Below are 21,531 nucleotides of genomic sequence, written 5' to 3'. Positions count from 1 at the left end.
TATTTGAATTCGCGTTGCTGAGGAGTGGGCTTCCATGATCGAAGACTTTTGGAAGGATAAGTACCCTGCCGGGATTGCTGCCGACATCAATCCGGACGAGTATCCGAATATTCAGGCGGTGTTGAAGCAGTCCTGCCAACGCTTTGCCGACAAACCGGCATTCAGCAACCTGGGCAAGACAATCACCTACGGTGAACTGTACGAATTGTCCGGTGCCTTTGCCGCGTACCTGCAACAGCATACCGACTTGCAGCCGGGCGATCGAATCGCCGTGCAGCTGCCCAACGTGTTGCAGTACCCGGTCGCCGTCTTCGGTGCCATCCGCGCCGGGCTGATCGTGGTCAACACCAACCCGCTGTACACCGCGCGGGAAATGGAACACCAATTCAACGACTCCGGTGCCAAAGCCCTGGTCTGCCTGGCCAACATGGCGCACCTGGCCCAGCTCGTCGTGCCGAAAACCGGCGTCAAGCACGTGATCGTCACCGAAGTGGCCGACCTGCTGCCACCGCTCAAGCGCCTGCTGGTCAACAGCGTCATCAAGTACGTGAAGAAGATGGTCCCGGCGTATCACTTGCCCAAGGCCATCAAGTTCAACGACGTACTGCGCAAGGGCCACGGCCAGCCAGTGGCTGAAGCCAACCCGGCCAGCAGCGACGTTGCCGTGCTGCAATACACCGGCGGCACCACCGGCGTGGCCAAAGGCGCGATGCTGACCCACCGCAACCTGGTGGCGAACATGCTGCAGTGCAAGGCGCTGATGGGTTCCAACCTCAATGAAGGTTGTGAGGTCCTGATCACGCCGCTGCCGCTGTACCACATCTATGCCTTCACCTTTCATTGCATGGCGATGATGCTGATCGGCAACCACAACATCCTGATCAGCAACCCGCGCGATTTGACGGCGATGGTCAAGGAACTGTCGAAGTGGAAGTTCAGCGGTTTCGTCGGGCTCAACACGCTGTTCGTCGCCCTGTGCAACAACGAAGGCTTCCGCAAGCTGGACTTCTCGGCGCTGAAAGTCACCCTGTCCGGTGGCATGGCCCTGCAACTGGCCGCGGCCGAGCGCTGGAAAGCGGTCACCGGTTGCGCCATCTGCGAAGGTTACGGCATGACCGAAACCAGTCCGGTGGCCACCGTCAATCCAATCCAGAACATCCAGATCGGCACCATCGGTATTCCGGTTCCGTCGACCCTGTGCAAAGTCATCGACGATGCCGGCGTTGAACAGCCGTTAGGCGACATCGGCGAGCTGTGTGTGAAAGGTCCGCAAGTGATGAAGGGTTACTGGCAGCGTCAGGACGCCACCGATGAAATCCTCGACAGCGAAGGCTGGTTGAAGACCGGTGACATCGCGCTGATCCAGCCTGACGGTTACATGCGCATTGTCGATCGCAAGAAAGACATGATTCTGGTCTCCGGTTTCAACGTGTACCCGAACGAACTGGAAGACGTGCTCGCGACCCTGCCGGGCGTGCTGCAATGCGCAGCCATCGGCGTGCCGGACGAGAAGTCGGGCGAGGCGATCAAGATCTTCATCGTCGCCAAACCGGGCGTGACGCTGACCAAGGAACAGGTGATGGAGCACATGCGCGCCAACGTCACTGGCTACAAGGTTCCGCGCTCCGTGGAGTTCCGCGATGCGCTGCCGACCACCAACGTCGGCAAGATCCTGCGCCGCGAGTTGCGCGATGAAGAGCTGAAGAAGCTCGGCGTCAAAAAGGTAAGCGCGTAACAAACAAAAAGCCCCGCAGATGCGGGGCTTCTTTTTGCCTGACAGGAAAGATTCAGCGCCTGTCAGACCGCTATCGCGAGCAAGCTCGCTCCCACAGTTGATCGCATTCTTTCTCGAAGCACTCGGTCAAAAATGTGGGAGCGAGCTTGCTCGCGATGCTTTTGCTTTTAGCTCAGAGGCGGAACTGCGCGAAATTGACGTTGGTACCCGCCGGGCGCATGTCCTGGAGGTACGAGTCCTTGTCGGCGCTCAGTTCCAGGCTCAAGGCTGCTTTACGCTTGCCTTCATTGCGCACCACCAGACCTTCCAGCTTCTCGCGCAGGAATACCGTCGGCACTTTCAGGTGCAGCAGTTCGTCGGTATCCGGGGTGTGCATCAGCAGGTGAACCCACTCGTACTGACCAATGGCCAGGCGCGCGACCGGAATATCGAACCACCAGATGTTGCGATTGCGGTTCAATTCGGTGAAATGGCAGTTGTTGACGCCAAGCACAGCACCGCCAAGTTCCTGGTTTCTGCGGGCAATGGCCTGCTTTTTATCGAGTTTCATAACATTCCTACGGGATTGGATCTTCAGCGCCATGGCCTGAATACGTTGCGCATTCTCGGGGGTTGGTCGGCAAACATAAAGCCCAACCTGCACTGAACGATGAAATGTCGCCGGGAAAATAAATGAAACTCCGTGCAAACGCCTTCGGTCAACCTTGTGTAACGACTTTCCCCGTTGAATGGTTCACAGGAGAAACACCATGAGCAGCACTGGCGATAAAGTAAAAGGCATGGCCAACGAAGCCGTCGGTAACGTCAAGCAAGGCGTCGGCAAGGCCACCGGTAACGACAAAATGCGCGCCGAAGGCGTCGTGCAGGAAAAGAAAGGTGAAGTCCAGCAAGCGGTCGGCAAAGCTAAGGATGCGCTTAAAAAAGGCATCGACAAGGCGTGATCAGGCCTTTGATGAGCAACAGAAACGGCCATCCGCGGATGGCCGTTTTTGTGTCAGCCTGAACTTGCACAAGGAAATTGTTTCAAACTCGCCAAGTAGGCTACTTTGATGTAGAAAACGGCCCCTGAGTCGCCACGACTTCGACCAAATTTGCGGCGAAAGGAGACGCTAATGTTTTTCCCACACATGAAAGGTCAGCGCCTGCACCGTGTCATGGTGCGCACGATCACCGAGTTCGTCGACGACGAGATGTCGACCTATGCCTCGGCGTTGGCCTATCAGATGCTGTTCTCGCTGTTTCCCTTCATTCTGTTCCTGATCGCCCTGATCGGTTTCCTGCACCTCCCGGACTTCTTCTCCTGGCTGCGCCTGCAATCGGAACTGGTCCTGCCGCCCCAGGCACTGGAGCAGGTGAACCCGGTCATCGACCAGCTCCAGCAATCCAAGGGTGGCTTACTGTCGGTCGGTATTGTGATTGCCCTGTGGACCGCGTCCGCCGGTGTGCGGCTGATGATGAGCGCGATGAACGCTGCCTACGACGTGGTCGAAGGCCGGCCGGCGTGGAAGCGTTTTCCGCTGTCGATTTTCTACACCATCGGCATCGCCGGCATGCTGCTGATGGCCGCCGCGCTGATGGTGCTTGGGCCGCAGGTGATGGAGTGGATCGCCTCGCAAGTCGGCCTTGAAGAGTTCATCGTGACCCTCTGGACCATCGTGCGCTGGCCGGTGGTCGTGATTCTGTTGATGATGGCGGTGGCGCTGATTTATTACGTCATGCCCGACGTCAAACAAGAGTTCCGTTTCATCACCCCGGGCTCGGTGCTGGCGGTGGTGGTGTGGATCATTGCGTCGCTGGGCTTCGGTCTGTACGTCAAGACGTTCGCCAACTACAACGCCATGTATGGCAGTATCGGCGCGATCATCGTGCTGTTGCTGTACTTCTACATTTCCGCCGCGGTGCTGTTGCTCGGCGCCGAGATGAATGCCGTGATCGAACACATGTCGACCGAAGGCAAGAATGATGGCGAAAAAGTCCCCGGCGAGCTCGATCACGAACCCAAACACCACGTGTCGGGACTGGGTCGGGACCACTCGATCAAGCCGACCACTGACGAAGTCATCAAATGATCCGTGAAATTCTGAAAATGGGCGACGAGCGCCTGCTGCGCATTGCCCCGCCGGTGCCCGCCGAAATGTTCGACAGCCCCGAGCTGTGGCAACTGATCGACGACATGTTCCAGACCATGGAAAGCGTTGGCGGAGTCGGCCTGGCCGCGCCGCAGATCGGCGTCGACCTGCAACTGGTGATCTTCGGTTTCGAGCACAGCGAACGCTACCCGGACGCCGAAGCCGTGCCGCAGACGATTCTGATCAACCCGCTGATCACGCCATTGAACCCGACGCTGGAAGAGGGTTTCGAAGGCTGCCTGTCGGTGCCCGGCCTGCGTGGCGCGGTGGATCGCTATCAGCACATTCGTTACGAAGGGTTTGATCCAAAAGGCCAGCCGATTGTGCGCATTGCTTCAGGCTTCCACGCTCGGGTAGTGCAGCATGAATGCGATCACCTGATCGGCCGGTTATACCCGTCGCGCATCAGTGACTTCAGCAAATTCGGTTTTACCGAAGTGATGTTCCCGGATCTCGATCCGAACTCAGACGACTGATTCGAGAACACCTCAAAACCCTGTGGGAGCGAGCTTGCTCGCGATGGCGGCGTGTCAGTCACCAATAATTTGACTGTCAGGGCCTCATCGTCGGAACGCCGCCCGGAGCAAGCTCGCTCCCACATTGATCTGCATAAGGCTTTTGAGCGTTATCTGGCCAGGTCCAACCCCATGGCGATCATCGGTTTGCTGCGCGCATAACGGCTCAAGCGTTCGGCCATGGAGTAGGGCAGTGGCGGGTTGAAGGTAAAACCGCGACGTTCATAAAACCCGCGCAAGTCCGGATGACAAAACAGCCACACCGGGCCTTCAAGATCCTTGAGCGCCTCGGCGATCAACGCCGCAGCGATGCCCTGTTCACGGCAGGCCGGATCGACAAACAAACCCGTCAGCCAATGCCCGTCCGCCACCGGTCGCAAACACAGTGCGCCAATGATCTCCTCGCGCCTGGCCACCCAGAGTTGAGCGTCGCGGACCGCTTTCATCGACGATTGGTGAGCACGATAAAACTTGTTCATCAAGGGCCACAAAGGCTCGGCGAGCAAGGTGTACTGGGTGTTGAGCATGGTCTTCGACTGTCGGTGCGCAAAGCGGACGATTATAAAAGAACGCGCGCTCAGCGATAGGTGTATACCTGATCTCACATCCCGTATGAGTGGAGTACGTATCATGGCCAAAGGCATGGATTCAAAAAAAGCAGCGAAGAAGAAACCGGCAAAAACCGCCGATGAAAAGCGCGCGGACAAGAAGGCCAAGAAGGTGGATGTGTTCGGTCATTGATCCCGTGACAAGGGAGCCCGGCCTCGGGCTCCCGCTGCTTCTGACGTAATAACCAAATAATCTGCAAGAAAACCCTGCGCCATTGCACAGAAGGGGACTGGTCCCCGATCTGAGCAACGCCATGCCCCACTACTTCGATACCGCCCACCGTGAAGAAATCGAAACCCTGCGCCAACGCTTGACCGCGCGCACCGAGTGGCCGACCTGGTTGCTGCTGATCGGCGTGTACGTCGGCTGGTTCAGCATCGTGCTCGCCAGTGGCTGGTTGGGCCTGTGGTGGAGCACATTGTTGCTGATTCCGCTGGTGGTGCTCTGGTTATCGGTGCAGCACGAATTGCTTCACGGTCACCCCACCCGCTGGGCATCGCTGAACAAGATCCTCGGCTACGCACCGTTCGCCGTCTGGTATCCCTACACCCTGTATCGCGACAGCCATTTGCTGCATCACCGCGACGAAGACCTGACTCTCCCGGGGCGCGATCCGGAAAGCCGTTACCTGAGCGCCGAGCAGTGGCAGGGCAGTTCACTGTTCAAACAGAGTCTGCACTGGCTGAACAAAACCGTGCTCGGACGCTTCGCCCTCGGTGCACCGCTGGCCTTGCTGGCGCTGGCCCGGGAAGAGCTGCAACGTCTGAAAACAGGTGAGCGGCAGGCCTGGTTGATGTGGTTAAGCCACGGCGCGCTGGCCCTGTTGATGTTGCTGTTTATCGCCCGCTACAGCGTGCTGCCGGTGTGGCATTACCTGTTGCTGATCAGTGTGCCGGCGCTTTCGATTGCCATGATTCGCTCCTACTATGAACACCGTCCCCACACCGAGCCCGAGCAAAGGACGGTCATCAATGAAGCTGCCTGGCCGTGGCGCTGGCTGTTCCTCAACCTCAATCTGCATTTGGTGCATCACGACTTGCCCGGGCTGCCCTGGTACGACTTGCCCCGCGCCTACCGCGCACGTCGTGAGCAATGGCTGGCGCGCAGCGGCGGGTTTCTGGTGCAGGGTTATGGCCAGTTGTGGCGCCGGCACGGGGTGAAGGCCATAGACAGCCCCAGGCACCCATTCCACTGATGGCGAATGAGGTCCCCTGTGGGAGCGAGCCGGTTCCGGGCGGCGTTCCGACGAAAGCGGTGTGTCAGGCAACATCAATGTTGAGTGGGCTGGCTTCTTCGCGAGCAGGCTCGCTCCCACAATTAGAATGACGTTGCATGGGAAGATTTCGATGACACAGCACCTCGCTGAATTACTGATGTACGTCGCCCCCGAGCCGATCCGCGAGGCCAACGAGCGCTGGCTGACGCGAATTCTCGAGCGAGTGGGTGCCAGCCGCCGCAACGCCGAGGGCCTTTCGCTGATGGACCTCTGGCTGTCCCCGCACTTGCTGCTGACCCAAACCTGCGGTTACCCGCTGATGACCGCGTTGCGCGGTCGGGTCCGGGTCATCGGTCGTCCTCGTTATGAACTGCCGGACGCCAATGGTGGCAACCATTGCAGCCTGTTGTTGAGTCGCGTCGATGATCCACGGCGCGGCCTGCCGGCCTTTCGCGACAGTCGTGGGGTGATCAATGGCGAAGACTCCAACAGCGGCATGAACCTGCTGCGTCATCGGCTCGCGCCGTTGCATCGAGACGGGCAGTTCTTCGCCAGTGTCGGTATCAGCGGCAGCCACCGCGAAAGTCTGCGTTGGTTGCGTGAAGGGACAGCGGACCTGGCGGCCATCGACAGCGTCACCTTCGCCTATCTGGCGCGGCACGCCGAAGAAGAAGTGGCCGGCCTGCGGGTCATTGCGCGAAGTGCGTTCAGTCCGACCTTGCCGTTCATCTCCGCCGCGACTGTCACCGATGAACAGGTCGAGGCGCTGCGGCAGGTGATGAACACGACGTTGCAGGAATTGCCCGACGTCGCTGAAGTCCTCGGCCTGCACGAGGTTCTGCCGGCCAGCGAAAGCGACTATCAAATCGTTCTCGACTATCAGCAAGAGGCCGAAGCGCTAGGGTATGGGCGATTGCGGTAGGCGGTGTGACAAGATCGCAGCCTCGTTTCACTCGACAGCTGCTACAGGAAATCGGTGTGCATCTGTAGCAGCTGTCGAGTGAAACGAGGCTGCGTTCTTTTGATGTTTAATTTCATAATGGAATATAAAAATGCTTTTTAAGTATTATTAATGAATAAGGCTCCTTGCTAGGATCGCGTCACCGGATCACCGGACATTCAGCGACCCCTAACCCTTGGAGCCTCTATGTCCGGCACCGACCTTTCCCATCGCAACGACGTGGGCGGATTGTTCTGCGCGCATTACCCTTGGCTGTGCGCACGGTTGCGCCGGCATCTGGGCGCCAGTTCCAGCGTCGAAGACATCGCTGCCGAAACCTTTTTACAGCTGCTCGAATCGCCGGGGCTGACCCCGATCCGCGAGCCTCGTGCCTTGCTCACCACCATTGCCCAGCGCTTGATCTATCAGCTCTGGCGCCGCCGTGACCTGGAACGCCAGCACCTCGATCAGTTGCAACACATGGATCAACAGCAAGCGATCTCGCCCGAAGATCGGGTGCAACTGACCCAGGCCTTGCATGGCCTCGACCGTACGCTTGAGCGCTTGCCGGGCAAGGTTCGGGCAACCTTCCTGTTATCGCGAATCGACGGTCTGACCTACCCGCAAATCGCCGCCGAACTGGGCATTTCCCAACGTTCGGTCAGCGTTTACATGACGCGTACCCAAGCCCTGTGTGCCCGGCACAGCGCCAACCAATCCTTGAATTCCCTGACCCGGAGGTCCGCATGAGATCGATCAAAACCCTGCTCGGCAGTTCACTGCTGGCCCTGAGCCTTGTGGCAACTCACGTTCCCGCGGCAGAAAAAACCGCGCCGATCCACTTCGGAGACATCACCTGGGAAAGCGGCAGCCTCATCACCGAAATCCTGCGCTTGATTGTCGAGAAAGGTTACGGCTACCCGACCGATACCTTGCCGGGCAGCACCGTCAGCCTCGAAGCGGCGTTGGCCAAGAACGATATTCAAGTGATCGGCGAAGAGTGGGCCGGGCGCAGTCCTGCGTGGGTCAAAGCCGCCTCGGAAGGCAAAGTGTTTGGCCTGGGCGACACGGTCAAAGGCGCCACCGAAGGCTGGTGGGTGCCGGAATACGTGATCAAGGGCGACCCTGAACGCGGCATCAAACCCCTGGCCCCAGAGCTGAAATCCGTCGCCGACCTGGCGCGCTACAAGGACGTGTTCCGCGACCCGGAAGATCCGAGCCGAGGACGCTTCCTCAACAGCCCGACCGGCTGGACCTCGGAGATCGTCAACAGTCAGAAACTCAAGGCCTATGACCTGACCGGCAGCTTCGTCAACTTCCGCACGGGTTCGGGCGCCGCACTGGATGCCGAGGTGGCTTCGTCGATCCGTCGTGGTAAACCGGTGCTGTTCTACTACTGGTCGCCGACGCCGCTGTTGGGGCGTTTCAAACTGGTGAAACTCGACGAGCCGGCGTTCGACGCCGAAGCCTGGAAGACCTTGGCCGACGCCAACAACCCGAATCCAAAGGGTACGCGGTCGATGCCGGCAAACCTGGCGATTGGGGTGTCCGCGCCATTCAAGGCGCAGTACCCGGACCTGGTGGCGTTCTTCGAAAAGGTCGACCTGCCGATCGATCTGCTGAACCACACGCTCGGCCAGATGAGCGAAAAGCGCCTGCAACCACGTCAGGTGGCCGAAGCGTTTTTGCGTGATCAGCCGCAGATCTGGAAGGGCTGGGTGCCCGGTGAAGTGGCCACCAAAGTGAGTGCGAGTTTGTAAATTTGTAGTGCCTGGAAAATAGCCATCGCGAGCAAGCTCGCTCCCACATTGGATCTTCGGCGTGACATAGATCCCCTGTGGGAGCGAGCTTGCTCGCGATGGTCTTGAGGCCTACACCGACTCAGCGGCCAACGCAGCGTTCACGGCTGGCCGCTGATCAACCCGCGCCTGAAACCGCGTCAACGCCGGCCACTCATTCAAATCGATGGCAAACAGGTGCACCCAGCGCAACACCGTAAACAAATACGCATCGGCAATGCTGAACCCGTCAGCCATCAAATAATCTTGGCGCTCCAGCGTCTGACACAACACCGCAAATCGCTTGAACAGTTTCTCTTTGATGAGCGTTTTCACTTCATCCGGGAACTGCGAACTGAACAACCAGCCCAGCCCGCCATGAATCTCGGTCGAGATGAAATTCAGCCATTCCTGCAACCGTACCCGCTCGAACGTACCGTTCGCTGCCGCCAGGTTTGCCTCGGGTCGCAGGTCTGCCAGGTATTGCAGGATCGCCGGGCCTTCGGTCAACACGTGTTCGTTGTCCAATTGCAGTGCCGCGACGTAGCCCTTTGGGTTGATGGCGAGGAAGTCGTCGCCGCTGGCGGTTCGCTTGGTGGTGTTGTCGATGCGGATCAATTCGAATGGCAGATCGAGTTCGCGCAGCACGATATGCGGCGCGAGCGAGCAGGCGTGTGGGGCGTAATACAACTTCATCGGCAGGGCTCTGGCTGGGGATTTGCGCCAGTGTCATAGTGCGCGGCACCCTCGGTAAAATTAATCTTTCAGAAAGCCGCCATAAGGAAAGCTACTGCCATGATGAATCTGATGCACTGGCGAATGGTGGTGGCTGTGGCTGACACGGGCAACATTACCCGGGCTGCCGAGCGGGTCGGCATGACCCAGTCCGGCGCCAGCCAGGCCTTGGCGTTGATTGAAGAAACCCTGGGCGTTCAGTTGTTCAGTCGAGAGAATCGCCAGACTTTGCCGACGGCAATCGGCCTGTCTGTGATCGAACACGCGAGAACTATGCTCGGTGCCCTGGAAAACATTCGCAGCAGCGTCGATGCCACCAAAGACATTCAGCGCGGGACGATTCGCCTGGCCAGTTTCCCCATGGTGCTGGCGACTTTTCTGCCGCCGCTGCTGCGTCAGTTCAATCGGCTTTATCCCGGCATTCAGGTGGTCGCACTGGAAGTCAGCGACGATGAAGTGGAAACGCTGCTCGGCGCCGGGTTGGTGGATGTCGGCGTAGTGTTGAACCCGGCGCCCGAGCGCAATGCCGGACGCCTGGGACGTGATGCCTGGATGGCGGTGGTGCCTGGTGGCCATTCCTTGGCTCGCCGTTCGAATGAAGAAGGCGTCTCCCTGGCCGAGTTGGCGGAACAACCTTTTGTACTGGCTACCGGCGGTTGTTCGACCAACGCTCGCAGCCTGGCAGAGGATGCCGGGCTGCAACTGCTTGATGTGCGGGTTGAGGTCCGTGAATGGAGCAGTGCGTTCACCCTGGTGCGGGAAAACATCGGCGTGACGCTGGTGCCGGAGATGACGCTGCCGAGCCAACTTCAGGGTCTGCGGGTAGTGCCGGTCAAACCGCGTATCGATCGCGAATTTGCCTTGGTGGCCGCTGCGACCAAGCCACCCTCGGCGGCGGTGCAGGCGTTGATGGGCATGCTCGCCGAGAAATGACGCATACCGATGCTGAACCGATTTTGTCCTCAATACTGGCCGACTAGTGGCCTTGCTTACCTGCCTCGCCTGTCTATGCTGACTCGTAACTAACTATGTCGGCCGCCATGTGAAGGCCGTCATACAGGTTAAAAGTGTGCGCAACCCAAGGCACCGACGCTGAACAACACGGAGCTGTCCGGTCAATGGAATGTCTTATCAGAACGTTAGGGCTGGCCCGATTCCGGGCTATCAAGAGAAGGATGTCTTGATAAGAGCGTTGCAGCATGGACTCTCCGATTAAACATCATTGATCACCTGACCAAGTCCTTCCTGTGGAGGGATGCGTGTGCCTGTTCCTTGGAACGTAGTGGTGGAGCTGTTGAAAGACCAAAGAACTTTCATCAAACAAAAGACCGCGCTGAAGGTGATACGACTATGTTTAACCGACGTCACAAGACTGACCTGCTGGAAATCGAACGATTCAGTTGCGCGCTGACCGAGGCTAACGCGAAGTTGGCCGCGGTCAGCCGCTCGATGGCAATGATTGAGTTCACTCCCGAAGGGATCGTGCTCGATGCCAACGACAACTTTTGCAGTGCCATGGGTTACAGCGCCGAAGAAGTGCGCGGTAAGCATCACCGGATCTTTTGCGAAGAAGCGTTTTATCGAAGCGAAGCCTACGCCAAGTTGTGGCGTGACCTGGCCCGTGGCGAACCGATTAGCGGGACCTTTTTACGCTTGAACCGGAGCGGCAAGGAGATCTGGCTCGAAGCCAGCTACATGCCGGTGTTCGGCCCTGATCGTCAGGTCCAGAGTGTGATCAAAGTCGCCACTGACATCTCAGCCAGGACCTACAAGGAACACGAAAACGAGAGCATGCTCGCGGCGATCGGTCGTTCCATGGCCGTGATCGAATTCACCCCGGATGGCAAGGTCATCACGGCCAACGACAACTTCTTGAAGACGATGCATTACTCGCTCAACGAAGTGGTTGGCCAGCACCACAGCCTGTTTTGTCATCGTGCCGAAGCCGAATCTCAGGCCTATAAAGCGTTCTGGGCCTCGCTCAATCGTGGCGAATATCACTCGCACCGTTTCGAACGCAAAGATAAGCACGGGCATACGGTATTTCTGGAGGCCTCCTACAACCCGCTGTTCGACACCAAGGGTCGCTTGTACAAAGTGGTCAAGTTCGCCAGCGACATCACCCAGCAAGTCACCACCCTGCAAACCGCCGCGGAATCGGCCCACAGCACCTCGGTTCAAAACGACGCTTGTGCACAGAAAGGTTCTCAGGTGGTGCAGCAAACGGTGCAGACCATCCAGGACATTTCCAAAGACTTGAACGAAGCGGCGCTGAGCATTGATGCGGTGAGCAAGCAGTCGGACATCATCGGTACCATCGTCCAGACCATTCGTGGCATTGCCGATCAAACCAACCTGCTGGCACTCAACGCCGCGATCGAAGCGGCCCGGGCCGGGGAACACGGGCGCGGGTTCGCGGTAGTCGCCGATGAAGTTCGCAGCCTTGCGGCACGAACGAGCCAGGCAACGGTGGAGATCGTTGAAGTGGTGCGCAAGAACCACGATTTGTCATTGAGTGCGGTGTCGAGCATGCAGTCCAGTTTGAGTCGAACCGGGCTTGGGGTGGAACTGGCGAATGAGGCGGGCGCGGTGATTCTGGAGATTCAACAAGGGTCGCGGCATGTGGTGGATGCGATCAGTCAGTTCAACTCGACCTTGCAGATAAGTTGATAGCGGCACATTAAAAAGGGTCCCTCGAAGGGACCCTTTTTTATTGATTCCCGCGCTGCGTGATGGATAAGCAGGGCCAACCCTTGCTGCCGGGAAGCAGAGGTCGACCGCACGCTGGTTCAGCGATGGGCGATGTTTTCCAGTGCCAGGTTGCGGGTTCTTGGGCCGAACCAGCCGATGGTCAACATCACGATCAACATGCTACTGACAATGAACGCCAGCACCCCCGGCGTGCCGAAGTGTTCGAGGAAAATCCCGATCAGCAGACTGCTGAACACCGTCGACAAGCGACTAAACGAATAACAGAACCCCACCGCCCGGGCGCGGATGTTGGTGGGAAACAGCTCACTTTGGTAGGAGTGATAGGCGAAGCTCAGCCAGGCGTTGCAGAAGGTGATCATCACCCCGCAGAAGATCAGGCCGAAGGCGCTGGTTTGCCACGCGAACAACGAGCCGAAGGTCATGGCGCCCAAGGCTGAGCCGACGATCTGCCACTTGTTCTCGAAGCGGTTGGCGAACTTCACAAACAGTAACGGCCCGAGCGGGTAGGCGAGGGTGATGATGAAGGCGTACATCAGGCTGTGCGTCACGCTCACACCCTGACCGGAGAGCAGCGCCGGCAACCAGTTGCCGAAGCCGAAGAAACCGATCGCCTGGAACACGTGGAACACGATCAGCATCAACGCCCGACGGCGATAAGGCGGCTGCCAGATATCGGCGAAACGGCCCGTACCCTGAACCTCCACCTCCGCCAGTTCCGGCTCATCCAGCGGCTTGCCCTGATCCTTCACGCAACGGGCTTCGATGCCATCAAGAATTTTGCTGGCTTCGTCGAACCGTCCATGCTGGGCCAACCAGCGCGGCGACTCCGGCAACCGCGAACGCAGCCACCAGATGAACAGCGCAAACACCGCGCTCGCCAACACCACCCAACGCCAGCCGGACACACCGAACGGCGCTTGCGGCACCAGCCACCACGACATCAACGCCACCGCTGGCACCGACAGAAACTGCACGAAAAACGCAAAGGCAAATGCCGAACTGCGCATGCGTTTTGGCACCAGTTCCGAGAGATAGGCGTCGATGGTCACCAGTTCGATACCCAGTCCGATACCCACCAGAAAGCGCATGCAGATGATGCCGATGGCTGAACTCTGAACGCCCATCGCCACCGTCGCGACGGTGTACCAGATCAACGCGAAGGTGAAGATCGCACGTCGACCGAAGCGGTCGGCCAACGGGCTTAACAGACTCGCGCCAAGGAACAACCCGAGAAACGTCGCCGAGGCGAAGGCGGCCTGATCGGAAAAGCCGAACACGCCTTGGCTGCCGGTGGCGAAGATGCCGTCGCGAATCAGTCCGGGGCTGATGTAGGCCGTCTGAAACAGGTCATAGAGCTCAAAAAAACCACCGATCGAGAGCAGGGCCACTAACCGCCAGATCGTGGAGACGGCGGGGAGTCGGTCGATGCGGGCGGAGATCTGCGCGGCCCGGACGGGGTCGATTCCGTCAGGTTGAGCAAAGGCGGGGGAGTGGGCGGTCATGGGCTGATCCAATACTTATCGTTGGAGAAGCTTAGCCTGCTATCGGAAATGAATGATTGTGAATCTCGGCGGCTTTGCGTCGAGATTCACTCAGTTATTGCAATGAATGTTTACATTTTAGCGATTTGTAGCGCGGGAGCCGCTCAAGGCAGGCCGTTGCAGCCATGTTTCAGGAATCCCGGGCGTTGTGCCAACCGTTGGAAATACTCGTCGATGGCCGGGTAATCGGGACGCTCCATCGGTGTCATCAGCCAGCGGTTGACCGACAGCCCGATGACGATGTCCGCCAGCGTGAAGTGCGGCCCGGCGACATACGCTTTGGTGGCCGCGAGCTGATGCTCGAGGATGCCCATTTTCTGATTCCAGCCGTGTACACCGGCGGCAATGTGATGCGGGTCCCGGAATTCCGGATCTTTGCGTACCAACGCCGTGAACGCGTAGCTCCAGGAGGCATTGAGTTCGGTCGCTTGCCAATCCATCCACTGCTCTACCCGAGCGCGCGCCGCCGGTTCGTGGGGCAGCAGATCGGTGTTGTGGTGTTTACCGGCCAGATAGCGGCAGATGGTGTTGGACTCCCACAGTACGCCGGCCTCATCGATGATCACCGGCACCAGTGCGTTGGGGTTGAGCCTGAGAAACTCCGGCGTGTGGGTCGACGCATAACCGCCGCCCCAGTCTTCACGTTCGTAGGCAACACCCAGTTCCTCACAGGTCCACAGGACTTTTCTGACGTTGATGGACGAGGCTTTACCCAGAATCTTCAGTGCATGTTCCATTGAGCTACTCCGTTAGCGATTCGACGCTTCAGGAATCTAACAGACATTCAGCGTTTTCAAACCGGGTCCGGCAGCGCCGAAGTTGGCAAACCAAACGTGTGATCAAACAGCCAGTTGAAGGCGAAGGTGTAGCACGGGATGAAAATAATCAGCGCCGCGTCCAGCAAGAAGGCTTGCACCAGGCTGATGTTCATCCACCAAGCGATCAACGGGATGAGGAACACTATCAAGGTTAGTTGAAAACCCACGGCATGGGCGATGCGCCGTTTAACGGTGCGGGTGCGCGAAGGCTGACGACTTTCCCAGCGCTCGAACAGCGTGGTGTAGATGAAGTTCCAGGTCACCGCGATGGTGGTGATGATCACTGCCAACGGGCCAGTGCTGCCGGGCGAGGTGCCGGACAACAACGCCAGGCCCAAGGCCGAGAAGGTCATGCCGATGACTTCGTAAAGGGACACGTAGAGCAGTTTTCGTTTAACGCCTTGCATGGGAATTTGCCTCTTTCTGCCAACTTGAAGCCAGGAGCACTGGCGAAGGCGGCGAAAGATAGCTTCAATAGGGCTGACAGAAAAAGTCAGTAGCTTTCAGTTTTATTGATAGGACGAGGAATGAATTTCAACAGTGACAGCATCGAGTTGTTCCTCGCGGTGATCGAGCGCGGCTCGTTTTCCGCTGCAGCTCGGGCGCTGGGTAAAGTGCCGTCGGCGGTGAGCATGGGCATCGCCAACCTGGAAGCCGAACTCGGTTATCCACTGTTCGACCGCAGCCATCGCGAACCGGTGCCGACGGCGATGGCCAGCGCATTGGTGCCTCACGCGCGATTGATCGCCGAGCAGCTCAAACAGCTGCAAGTGCATGCGGTCGAGTTGTCGCTGGGGCTGGAAAGCAAGTTGTCGATCGGGGTCGTGGCGGACATCGACAAGGGCCGCGTGATGGCGGCGATCAAGGTCATCGCCGAGCGTCATCCGTTACTGGAAATCGAAATGCTCAGCGCGCCGCAGGATGATGTGCTGGCGATGCTCCATAGCGGCCGGGTCAGCGTTTGCCTGGCGTTCGCCGGGCTGAGCATGAACGTGCTGGAGCGGTTCCAGTTCGTTGGCACCGAACGGATGATCGCCACGCTGGCGGCGGACAATCCGCTGTTTCAGGGCAAGAATTTGTTCCTGGAAGACTTGGTCCACGTACGGCAAATCATCGTCGCCAGCCGCGACCTGCCGATCAGCGAAACCCGGCCACTGGTGGCCGAGTCTTACTGGCGCACCGACACGTTGGCTATGGCGCTGGAAATGGTCGAGGCCGGATTGGGCTGGGGAAATTTTCCGCTGTCGGTGGTCCAGCCGTTGCTGGATGCTGGAAGGCTCAAGCGCCTGAGCTTCCGCAACATCGAGAACGGATTGGTGCTGCCGGTGCATGCGGTGTGGCTCAAGAGCCAGCCATTGCAGAAAGGGGCGTTGGCGTTTGTGGAGTTGATGGGGCGCTGACTAGTGATGATCCCACAGGGGGTTATGTGCTTTCCCGGATTTTTAGTTCAAACCCCATATCCTGCACCGGTTTGGCCACTGTATTACCAGCCATCAACGTCAACATCTGCTCCGCCGCTCGGCGGCCGATGGCTTCTCGCGGGGTGCTGATGCTGCTCAGGCGCGGGACCATGTGGGCCGAGGCCGGCAGGTCGTTGAAGCCGAGGATCGCCACTTGTTCGGGGATCTTGATCCCGCAGCGCATGGCTTCGAGCAGTGCGCCCTGGGCCAGGTCGTCGTTGCCGAAGAAGATCGCATCGACATCGGGATGAGTGGCGAGCAGTTGCAGGAACAGTTCGCCACCAAGGCCGACGGAGGAAGAGCGAGGTGTCAGCACTTCCAGGTCCGGGTCATACAAACCGGCCTTTTGCAGGGCTTTGCGGAAACCCTCGCCGCGCAGCAACGTGCGTTGATCGAGTTGCGCGCCGATGTAGGCCAGACGCTTGCGACCCCGTGACAGCAAATGCCCGGCCGCTGTCTCGCCAGCTGCGAGTTGCGAAAAGCCAACGCAATTCAGGCCGGCGGCGCTGTCCAGTTCCATCATGTACACGCAGGGAATGTTGCTGGCCTCGATCATCCGGCGCGAACTTTCGGTGCGGTCGAAACCGGTCAGCAGCAAACCGCGAGGCTGATACGCCATGTAGTTGCGCAGCAGGTTTTCTTCTTCATCACGTGAGTAATGGAAGTTCCCGATCAGCACTTCGAAGCCTTTTGGGCGCAAAACCTGATGAATGGCTTCCAGTGTGTCGATGAACAATAAGTTGGACAGCGACGGCACCAAAACCACCACCGAATGGCTCTGGGCCGAGGCTAACGCGCGGGCGGCGGGGTTGACCACGTAGTTGAGGTCGAGGGCGGCTTTCTGCACTTTTTCCACCAGTTCGGTGGCCACCGTGCTGACCCCGCGCAGGGCGCGAGAGGCGGTGATCGGGCTGACACCGGCCAGGCGTGCGACTTCGTTCAAAGTGGGGCGGCCAGTGGTGCGCGTATTTTTATCGTTTTTAGGGGAGATCATCGGACGGCTTGCCAAACAAAATTCGAGGCACTAAGGTAGCGCTGTCTCGACGCAGCTGCAAATGCGTGAGCGGGGTTTGCCTGATCCCCGTTTTTTGGCGTTGGGAACGAACATGCTCCAACCCACAAAAATGACAAGAAGGCGTCGGCAACTTCTGCTTTTGATCTAGTGTCATAACTGGCAAAGGTAGCGCTGTCTGCGCGCTGAGGTGTTACATGAATCATCCCATCACCGCCCTGGTCATCATGGGCGTTGCCGGTTGCGGCAAGACTTGCGTCAGCGAGGCCTTGTGCCAACTCAGCGGCGCGACCGCCATTGAAGGCGACACTTTCCACCCTGCCGCCAATATCGAAAAGATGAGCGCGGGTATCCCCCTGAACGACGACGACCGTGCCGGCTGGCTCGACAGCCTGTGCGATGAATTGCGCCGCATCGACGCCAAGGGCGAACGCCCGGTGCTGACCTGCTCGGCCCTCAAACACATTTACCGTGAACGTCTGCGCAGCGCCTTGCCGGGCCTGGGCTTCGTGTTCCTGGAGCTGACCCCTGAAGTCGCCGCTGATCGTGTCTCCCATCGGCCGGGCCACTTCATGCCGTCGACGCTGATCGACAGCCAGTTCGCCACCCTTGAATCGCCCGTTGGCGAGCCCCTGACCCTGGCGCTGGACGCGTCGAACCACAGCGTCGACCAATTGGCGAAGCAAGCTCATGACTGGTGGCAGGCTCATGGCCTGAAACACGCCGTATGAGTTTTGCCCGAAAAGATAGCGCTGTCCTGTTGGCTTGCGAAATCCCCGCTTTAATAACAACAACAACCAGGAGACACCCCTAATGTTTGGCATGTCCCACGAGACGTTCCTGCTGCTAGACGCAGTGGTCACGGTGATCGGGCTTATCGTCCTGATCACCAAGTTCAAGCTTCACCCATTCATCGCCCTGATCATCGCCGCCGCTTTTCTCGGACTGACCTCCGGCATGCCAATTGGCACCATCATCAAGGCGTTCCAGGACGGCTTCGGTGGGGTGCTCGGGTTCGTCGGGATCATCCTCGCGCTGGGCACGATGCTCGGCAAAATGATGGCCGAGTCGGGCGGGGCGGATCAGATTGCCCAAACCCTGATTCGCGCGTTCGGCAAGGACAAGGTGCAGTGGGCGATGATGTTCGCCGCGTTCCTGGTCGGCATTCCGCTGTTCTTCGAAATCGGCTTCGTGCTGCTGATCCCGCTGGTGTTCATCGTGGCCCGGCGTACCGGCGTGTCGATCATCAAGATCGGTATCCCGCTGCTGGCCGGTCTGTCCGCCGTGCACGGTCTGGTTCCGCCGCACCCGGGTCCGTTGCTGGCCATCGGCGTATTCGGTGCCGACATTGGTAAAACCATTCTGTACGGCCTGATCGTTGCGCTGCCGACGGCCATCATCGCCGGCCCGATCTACGGCACGTTCATTGCCAAGTACATTCCGGGTCATCCTAACCAGGAGCTGGTCGATCAACTGGCTCGCGAGCCAGAGGCGGCTGAGCTGCCGAGCTTCAGCATCACCCTGATCACCGTGCTGTTGCCGGTGTTCCTGATGTTGCTCAAGACCTTTGCCGACGTGGTGCTGCCGGACGGCAATTTCTTCCGTACCTTCATGGACCTGATCGGTCACCCGATCTCGGCGCTGCTGTTGGCGTTGCTGCTGTCGCTGTACACCTTCGGCCACCGTCAGGGCATGGGCTCCAGCAAAATTCTCAAGTTGCTCGACGCGAGCCTTGCGCCGACCGCCGCAATCATCCTGATCATCGGTGCTGGTGGTGGCTTCAAGCAGATGCTGGTGACCAGCGGCGTGGGTGACGTGATCGGCCACATGGCGGTGAACGCGCAGATCTCGCCGATCCTGCTGGCCTGGCTGGTGGCGGCGGTGATCCGTATCGCCACCGGTTCGGCGACCGTGGCGACCATTACTGGCGCAGGCATTGTGGTGCCGGTGGTGGGGATGATTCCGGGTGTGAACCGTGAGTTGCTGGTGCTGGCCACCGGTGCCGGTTCGCTGATCCTGTCGCACGTTAACGACGCCGGTTTCTGGCTGGTGAAGCAGTACTTCAACATGACCGTGGCGGAAACCTTCAAGACCTGGACCGCGATGGAAACCATCCTGTCCATCGTTGCGCTGGGCTTCATCCTGCTGTTGTCGCTGTTCGTTTAAGCACACCGCAAACCAAATGTGGGAGCGAGCCTGCTCGCGATGGCGGACTTACATTCAACATCTTCGTTGAATGTTAAGCCCTCATCGCGAGCAGGCTCGCTCCCACAGTGTTATGTGTCAGACATCAGGATTTGGTGACTAACCCATCCGCCCGGAACATCCCTCGAATCCCGCGTATTGCCTGACGAATCCGGTCCTGGTTTTCGATCAGCGCGAAGCGCACGTGATCGTCCCCATACTCACCAAACCCCACGCCCGGCGAGACACAAACCTTGGCCTCGGCCAGCAGCTTCTTGGCGAACTCCAGCGAGCCCAAGTGCGCATACGCCTCGGGGATCTTCGCCCAGACATACATCGACGCTTTCGGGTTCTCAACCATCCAGCCCAGTTCATGCAGGCCTTTGACCAGTACGTTGCGACGCTGACGATACTGCTCGGCAATGTCTTTGACGCACTGCTGATCACCTTCCAGTGCCGCAATCGCCGCGACCTGCAGCGGGGTAAACGTGCCGTAGTCGTGATAACTCTTGATCCGCGCCAGGGCGTTGACCAGTTCGGCGTTGCCGACCATGAAACCGATGCGCCAGCCCGCCATGTTGTAGCTCTTGGACAGGGTGAAAAACTCCACCGCGATGTCCTTGGCGCCTGGCACTTGCATGATTGACGGGGCTTTCCAGCCGTCGTAGACGATGTCGGCGTAAGCCAGGTCGTGCACCACCAAAACGTCGTACTGCTTGGCGAGGGCGATCACCCGTTCGAAGAAGTCCAGTTCCACGCACTGGGCAGTGGGGTTGGACGGGAAGCCGAGGATCATCATTTTCGGTTTCGGGATCGAGCCGCGAATAGCGCTTTCCAGTTCGGCGAAGAAGTCCACGCCCGGAATCAACGGCACCGAACGCACCTGAGCGCCGGCAATCACCGCGCCGTAGATGTGAATCGGGTAGCTCGGGTTCGGCACCAGAACGGTATCGCCCTGGTCGAGGGTGGCCAGCATCAAATGCGCCAGGCCTTCCTTGGAACCGATGGTGACGATGGCTTCGCTTTCCGGGTCGATGTCGACCTCGTAGCGATCCTTGTACCAATTGGAAATTGCCCGGCGCAGACGCGGAATGCCCTTGGACGTCGAATAACCGTGGGTGTCTTCGCGCTGGGCGACGGTCACCAGTTTTTCGACGATGTGCGGCGGAGTAGGGCCGTCAGGGTTGCCCATGCTGAAGTCGATGATGTCTTCGCCACGACGACGGGCGGCCATCTTCAGCTCGGCAGTGATGTTGAATACGTAAGGGGGGAGTCGATCTATGCGCGCAAAGCGGCGCGGCGAACCTGGGTTAGCCATTGTTGCCTCGGATAACGTGAGCGCCCGGAACCGTCCGAGCGACGCTGGTCACTGCGGTGACCTGTGGCGGAATGTAAGGGTTGATGTGGCAAACTGTCCAGCGACTATGTAAACAAATTTGTCCGAAGGAAATCGGTTGATGGAATTTACCAGTGGCTTCTTGCTGAGCCTTTCGCTGTGCCTGGACATCGGCGTGGCCAACATCGCGATGATCACGTTGGCTATGCAACGTGGCTATTTTCAAGGCTTTGCGCTGGGTTTGGGGACGTGTGTCGGCGACCTGATCTACGCCGTGCTGGCCTTGGCCGGGATGACCGTTTTGCTGCAATACGAAACCGTGCGCTGGGTGCTGTGGATCGGTGGTTCAGCGCTGTTGGTGTATTTCGCGGCGAAGATGATCTATTCGGCGATTCACCATGAGGCGGTACTGGCGCAGACCGCAGAGGTGGGGCAGAACTCTCACCGGAAGGAGTTTTTTCGAGGGATCTTCCTGGCCATGTCGTCACCCAGCGCCATTCTCTGGTTCGCAGCGGTGGGTGGCACATTGATCGCTCGTTCTGGTGGCGGTGGCGCCCTCAGCTCGGCGCTGTTTCTTGGCGGGTTTCTGTGCGCCGGGGTGCTCTGGTGCGTGGCTTTGTGCTTCGCCGCGAGTCACGGCGGCAAGTTGCTGGGCGACAAGTTGCTGCGTTACTCCTATATGGCATCGGCGGCGATCTTCTGCTATTTCGCGGTCTACGTGATCCTATCGGGGTATAACGAGTTCGTCGGCGCAGGTGCTGTCGAGCCGTTGCATACACTGTAACTGGGCGAATTCGGTTTGGGTTCTATA

The 21,531-nt window shown here is 58.9% G+C and carries 22 protein-coding genes and 1 pseudogene; 15 read left to right on the top strand and 8 right to left on the bottom strand.

What is annotated here, in order from left to right; all coding sequences use genetic code 11:
• Positions 1–34: 34 nt before the first annotated feature.
• Entirely contained in the window at positions 35–1,735 is a 1,701-nt protein-coding gene (gene fadD1, locus AC3IUE_RS25585) for a long-chain-fatty-acid--CoA ligase FadD1 (protein ID WP_056741481.1), read from the top strand.
• Positions 1,736–1,907: 172 nt separating this feature from the next.
• On the opposite strand, the gene AC3IUE_RS25580 is transcribed toward fadD1, so the two are convergent.
• Positions 1,908–2,285 (bottom strand): hypothetical protein, encoded by a 378-nt coding sequence (locus tag AC3IUE_RS25580; RefSeq protein WP_033056806.1) that lies wholly within the window; start codon positions 2,283–2,285, stop codon positions 1,908–1,910.
• 199 nt (positions 2,286–2,484) lie between these two features.
• Here AC3IUE_RS25580 and AC3IUE_RS25575 point away from each other — a divergent pair, with 199 nt between their 5' ends.
• The 3 genes from AC3IUE_RS25575 (at position 2,485) to def (ending at position 4,340) form a co-directional block, all read left to right on the top strand.
• Positions 2,485–2,676 (top strand): CsbD family protein, encoded by a 192-nt coding sequence (locus tag AC3IUE_RS25575; protein WP_033056805.1) that lies wholly within the window; start codon positions 2,485–2,487, stop codon positions 2,674–2,676.
• 171 nt (positions 2,677–2,847) lie between these two features.
• Positions 2,848–3,804: a YihY/virulence factor BrkB family protein gene (locus tag AC3IUE_RS25570; RefSeq protein WP_489264142.1), complete on the top strand. Its 957-nt coding sequence runs from the start codon at positions 2,848–2,850 to the stop codon at positions 3,802–3,804.
• Positions 3,801–4,340 (top strand): peptide deformylase, encoded by a 540-nt coding sequence (gene def, locus AC3IUE_RS25565; RefSeq protein ID WP_489264141.1) that lies wholly within the window; start codon positions 3,801–3,803, stop codon positions 4,338–4,340. Before AC3IUE_RS25570 ends, def begins: the two co-directional genes overlap by 4 nt.
• A gap of 149 nt (positions 4,341–4,489) precedes the next feature.
• Here def and AC3IUE_RS25560 read toward each other — a convergent pair whose 3' ends face one another.
• On the bottom strand, positions 4,490–4,906 hold the full coding sequence (locus tag AC3IUE_RS25560; RefSeq protein WP_489264140.1) for a GNAT family N-acetyltransferase: 417 nt from the start codon (positions 4,904–4,906) through the stop codon (positions 4,490–4,492).
• Positions 4,907–5,241: 335 nt separating this feature from the next.
• Here AC3IUE_RS25560 and AC3IUE_RS25555 point away from each other — a divergent pair, with 335 nt between their 5' ends.
• The 4 genes from AC3IUE_RS25555 to AC3IUE_RS25540 all read left to right on the top strand — a co-directional run bounded on the left by AC3IUE_RS25555 (position 5,242) and on the right by AC3IUE_RS25540 (position 8,904).
• The gene (locus tag AC3IUE_RS25555; protein WP_489264139.1) at positions 5,242–6,183 is read left to right on the top strand and encodes a fatty acid desaturase; all 942 of its coding nucleotides are present in this window, start codon (positions 5,242–5,244) and stop codon (positions 6,181–6,183) included.
• A 151-nt stretch (positions 6,184–6,334) separates the two neighbouring features.
• Entirely contained in the window at positions 6,335–7,126 is a 792-nt protein-coding gene (locus AC3IUE_RS25550) for a phosphate/phosphite/phosphonate ABC transporter substrate-binding protein (RefSeq protein WP_489264138.1), read from the top strand.
• Positions 7,127–7,351: 225 nt separating this feature from the next.
• The gene (locus tag AC3IUE_RS25545; protein ID WP_489264137.1) at positions 7,352–7,894 is read left to right on the top strand and encodes a sigma-70 family RNA polymerase sigma factor; all 543 of its coding nucleotides are present in this window, start codon (positions 7,352–7,354) and stop codon (positions 7,892–7,894) included.
• Complete coding sequence (locus tag AC3IUE_RS25540; protein WP_415773588.1) at positions 7,891–8,904, top strand: ABC transporter substrate-binding protein; 1,014 nt, start codon at positions 7,891–7,893, stop codon at positions 8,902–8,904. The genes AC3IUE_RS25545 and AC3IUE_RS25540 overlap by 4 nt, the downstream gene beginning before the upstream one ends.
• A gap of 111 nt (positions 8,905–9,015) precedes the next feature.
• Here the strand turns inward: AC3IUE_RS25540 and gstA are convergent, their stop codons facing one another.
• Entirely contained in the window at positions 9,016–9,618 is a 603-nt protein-coding gene (gstA, locus tag AC3IUE_RS25535) for a glutathione transferase GstA (RefSeq protein WP_489264136.1), read from the bottom strand.
• A 99-nt stretch (positions 9,619–9,717) separates the two neighbouring features.
• Between gstA and AC3IUE_RS25530 the strand changes: the two genes are divergently transcribed.
• From AC3IUE_RS25530 to AC3IUE_RS25520, 3 genes and pseudogenes are all read left to right on the top strand, one after another.
• Positions 9,718–10,590 (top strand): LysR family transcriptional regulator, encoded by an 873-nt coding sequence (locus AC3IUE_RS25530; protein ID WP_489264135.1) that lies wholly within the window; start codon positions 9,718–9,720, stop codon positions 10,588–10,590.
• Positions 10,591–11,007: 417 nt separating this feature from the next.
• Positions 11,008–11,784, top strand: a pseudogene (locus tag AC3IUE_RS25525) (PAS domain-containing protein); the annotation flags it as partial.
• Between the two features lie 84 nt (positions 11,785–11,868).
• Positions 11,869–12,327, top strand: a complete 459-nt coding sequence (locus AC3IUE_RS25520; RefSeq protein ID WP_442965775.1) for a methyl-accepting chemotaxis protein — start codon at positions 11,869–11,871, stop codon at positions 12,325–12,327.
• A 119-nt stretch (positions 12,328–12,446) separates the two neighbouring features.
• Here the strand turns inward: AC3IUE_RS25520 and AC3IUE_RS25515 are convergent, their stop codons facing one another.
• From AC3IUE_RS25515 to AC3IUE_RS25505, 3 genes are all read right to left on the bottom strand, one after another.
• The gene (locus AC3IUE_RS25515; RefSeq protein ID WP_489264134.1) at positions 12,447–13,871 is read right to left on the bottom strand and encodes an MFS transporter; all 1,425 of its coding nucleotides are present in this window, start codon (positions 13,869–13,871) and stop codon (positions 12,447–12,449) included.
• A 143-nt stretch (positions 13,872–14,014) separates the two neighbouring features.
• Entirely contained in the window at positions 14,015–14,647 is a 633-nt protein-coding gene (locus AC3IUE_RS25510) for a glutathione S-transferase family protein (protein ID WP_046049512.1), read from the bottom strand.
• Positions 14,648–14,703: 56 nt separating this feature from the next.
• On the bottom strand, positions 14,704–15,135 hold the full coding sequence (locus tag AC3IUE_RS25505; protein WP_489264133.1) for a PACE efflux transporter: 432 nt from the start codon (positions 15,133–15,135) through the stop codon (positions 14,704–14,706).
• A 120-nt stretch (positions 15,136–15,255) separates the two neighbouring features.
• On the opposite strand from AC3IUE_RS25505, the gene AC3IUE_RS25500 reads away from it, so the two are divergent.
• Positions 15,256–16,128, top strand: a complete 873-nt coding sequence (locus AC3IUE_RS25500; protein WP_489264132.1) for a LysR family transcriptional regulator — start codon at positions 15,256–15,258, stop codon at positions 16,126–16,128.
• Positions 16,129–16,150: 22 nt separating this feature from the next.
• Here the strand turns inward: AC3IUE_RS25500 and gntR are convergent, their stop codons facing one another.
• Entirely contained in the window at positions 16,151–17,182 is a 1,032-nt protein-coding gene (gene gntR / locus AC3IUE_RS25495; RefSeq protein ID WP_056741465.1) for an HTH-type transcriptional regulator GntR, read from the bottom strand.
• 215 nt (positions 17,183–17,397) lie between these two features.
• Between gntR and AC3IUE_RS25490 the strand changes: the two genes are divergently transcribed.
• Both AC3IUE_RS25490 and AC3IUE_RS25485 read left to right on the top strand, forming a co-directional pair.
• The gene (locus AC3IUE_RS25490; protein WP_046049516.1) at positions 17,398–17,931 is read left to right on the top strand and encodes a gluconokinase; all 534 of its coding nucleotides are present in this window, start codon (positions 17,398–17,400) and stop codon (positions 17,929–17,931) included.
• 82 nt (positions 17,932–18,013) lie between these two features.
• Positions 18,014–19,366: a GntP family permease gene (locus AC3IUE_RS25485; RefSeq protein ID WP_461999621.1), complete on the top strand. Its 1,353-nt coding sequence runs from the start codon at positions 18,014–18,016 to the stop codon at positions 19,364–19,366.
• Between the two features lie 124 nt (positions 19,367–19,490).
• Here AC3IUE_RS25485 and alaC read toward each other — a convergent pair whose 3' ends face one another.
• Positions 19,491–20,702, bottom strand: coding sequence for an alanine transaminase (gene alaC / locus AC3IUE_RS25480; RefSeq protein WP_461961000.1), 1,212 nt, complete (start codon positions 20,700–20,702; stop codon positions 19,491–19,493).
• Positions 20,703–20,841: 139 nt separating this feature from the next.
• On the opposite strand from alaC, the gene AC3IUE_RS25475 reads away from it, so the two are divergent.
• Complete coding sequence (locus tag AC3IUE_RS25475) at positions 20,842–21,504, top strand: LysE family translocator (protein ID WP_489264131.1); 663 nt, start codon at positions 20,842–20,844, stop codon at positions 21,502–21,504.
• Positions 21,505–21,531: the final 27 nt, after the last annotated feature.

Source organism: Pseudomonas sp. GL_093 (assembly GCF_057837605.1).
Note: the sequence above shows the minus strand (reverse complement) of the source record. Positions and strands in the feature narration are given on the sequence as shown.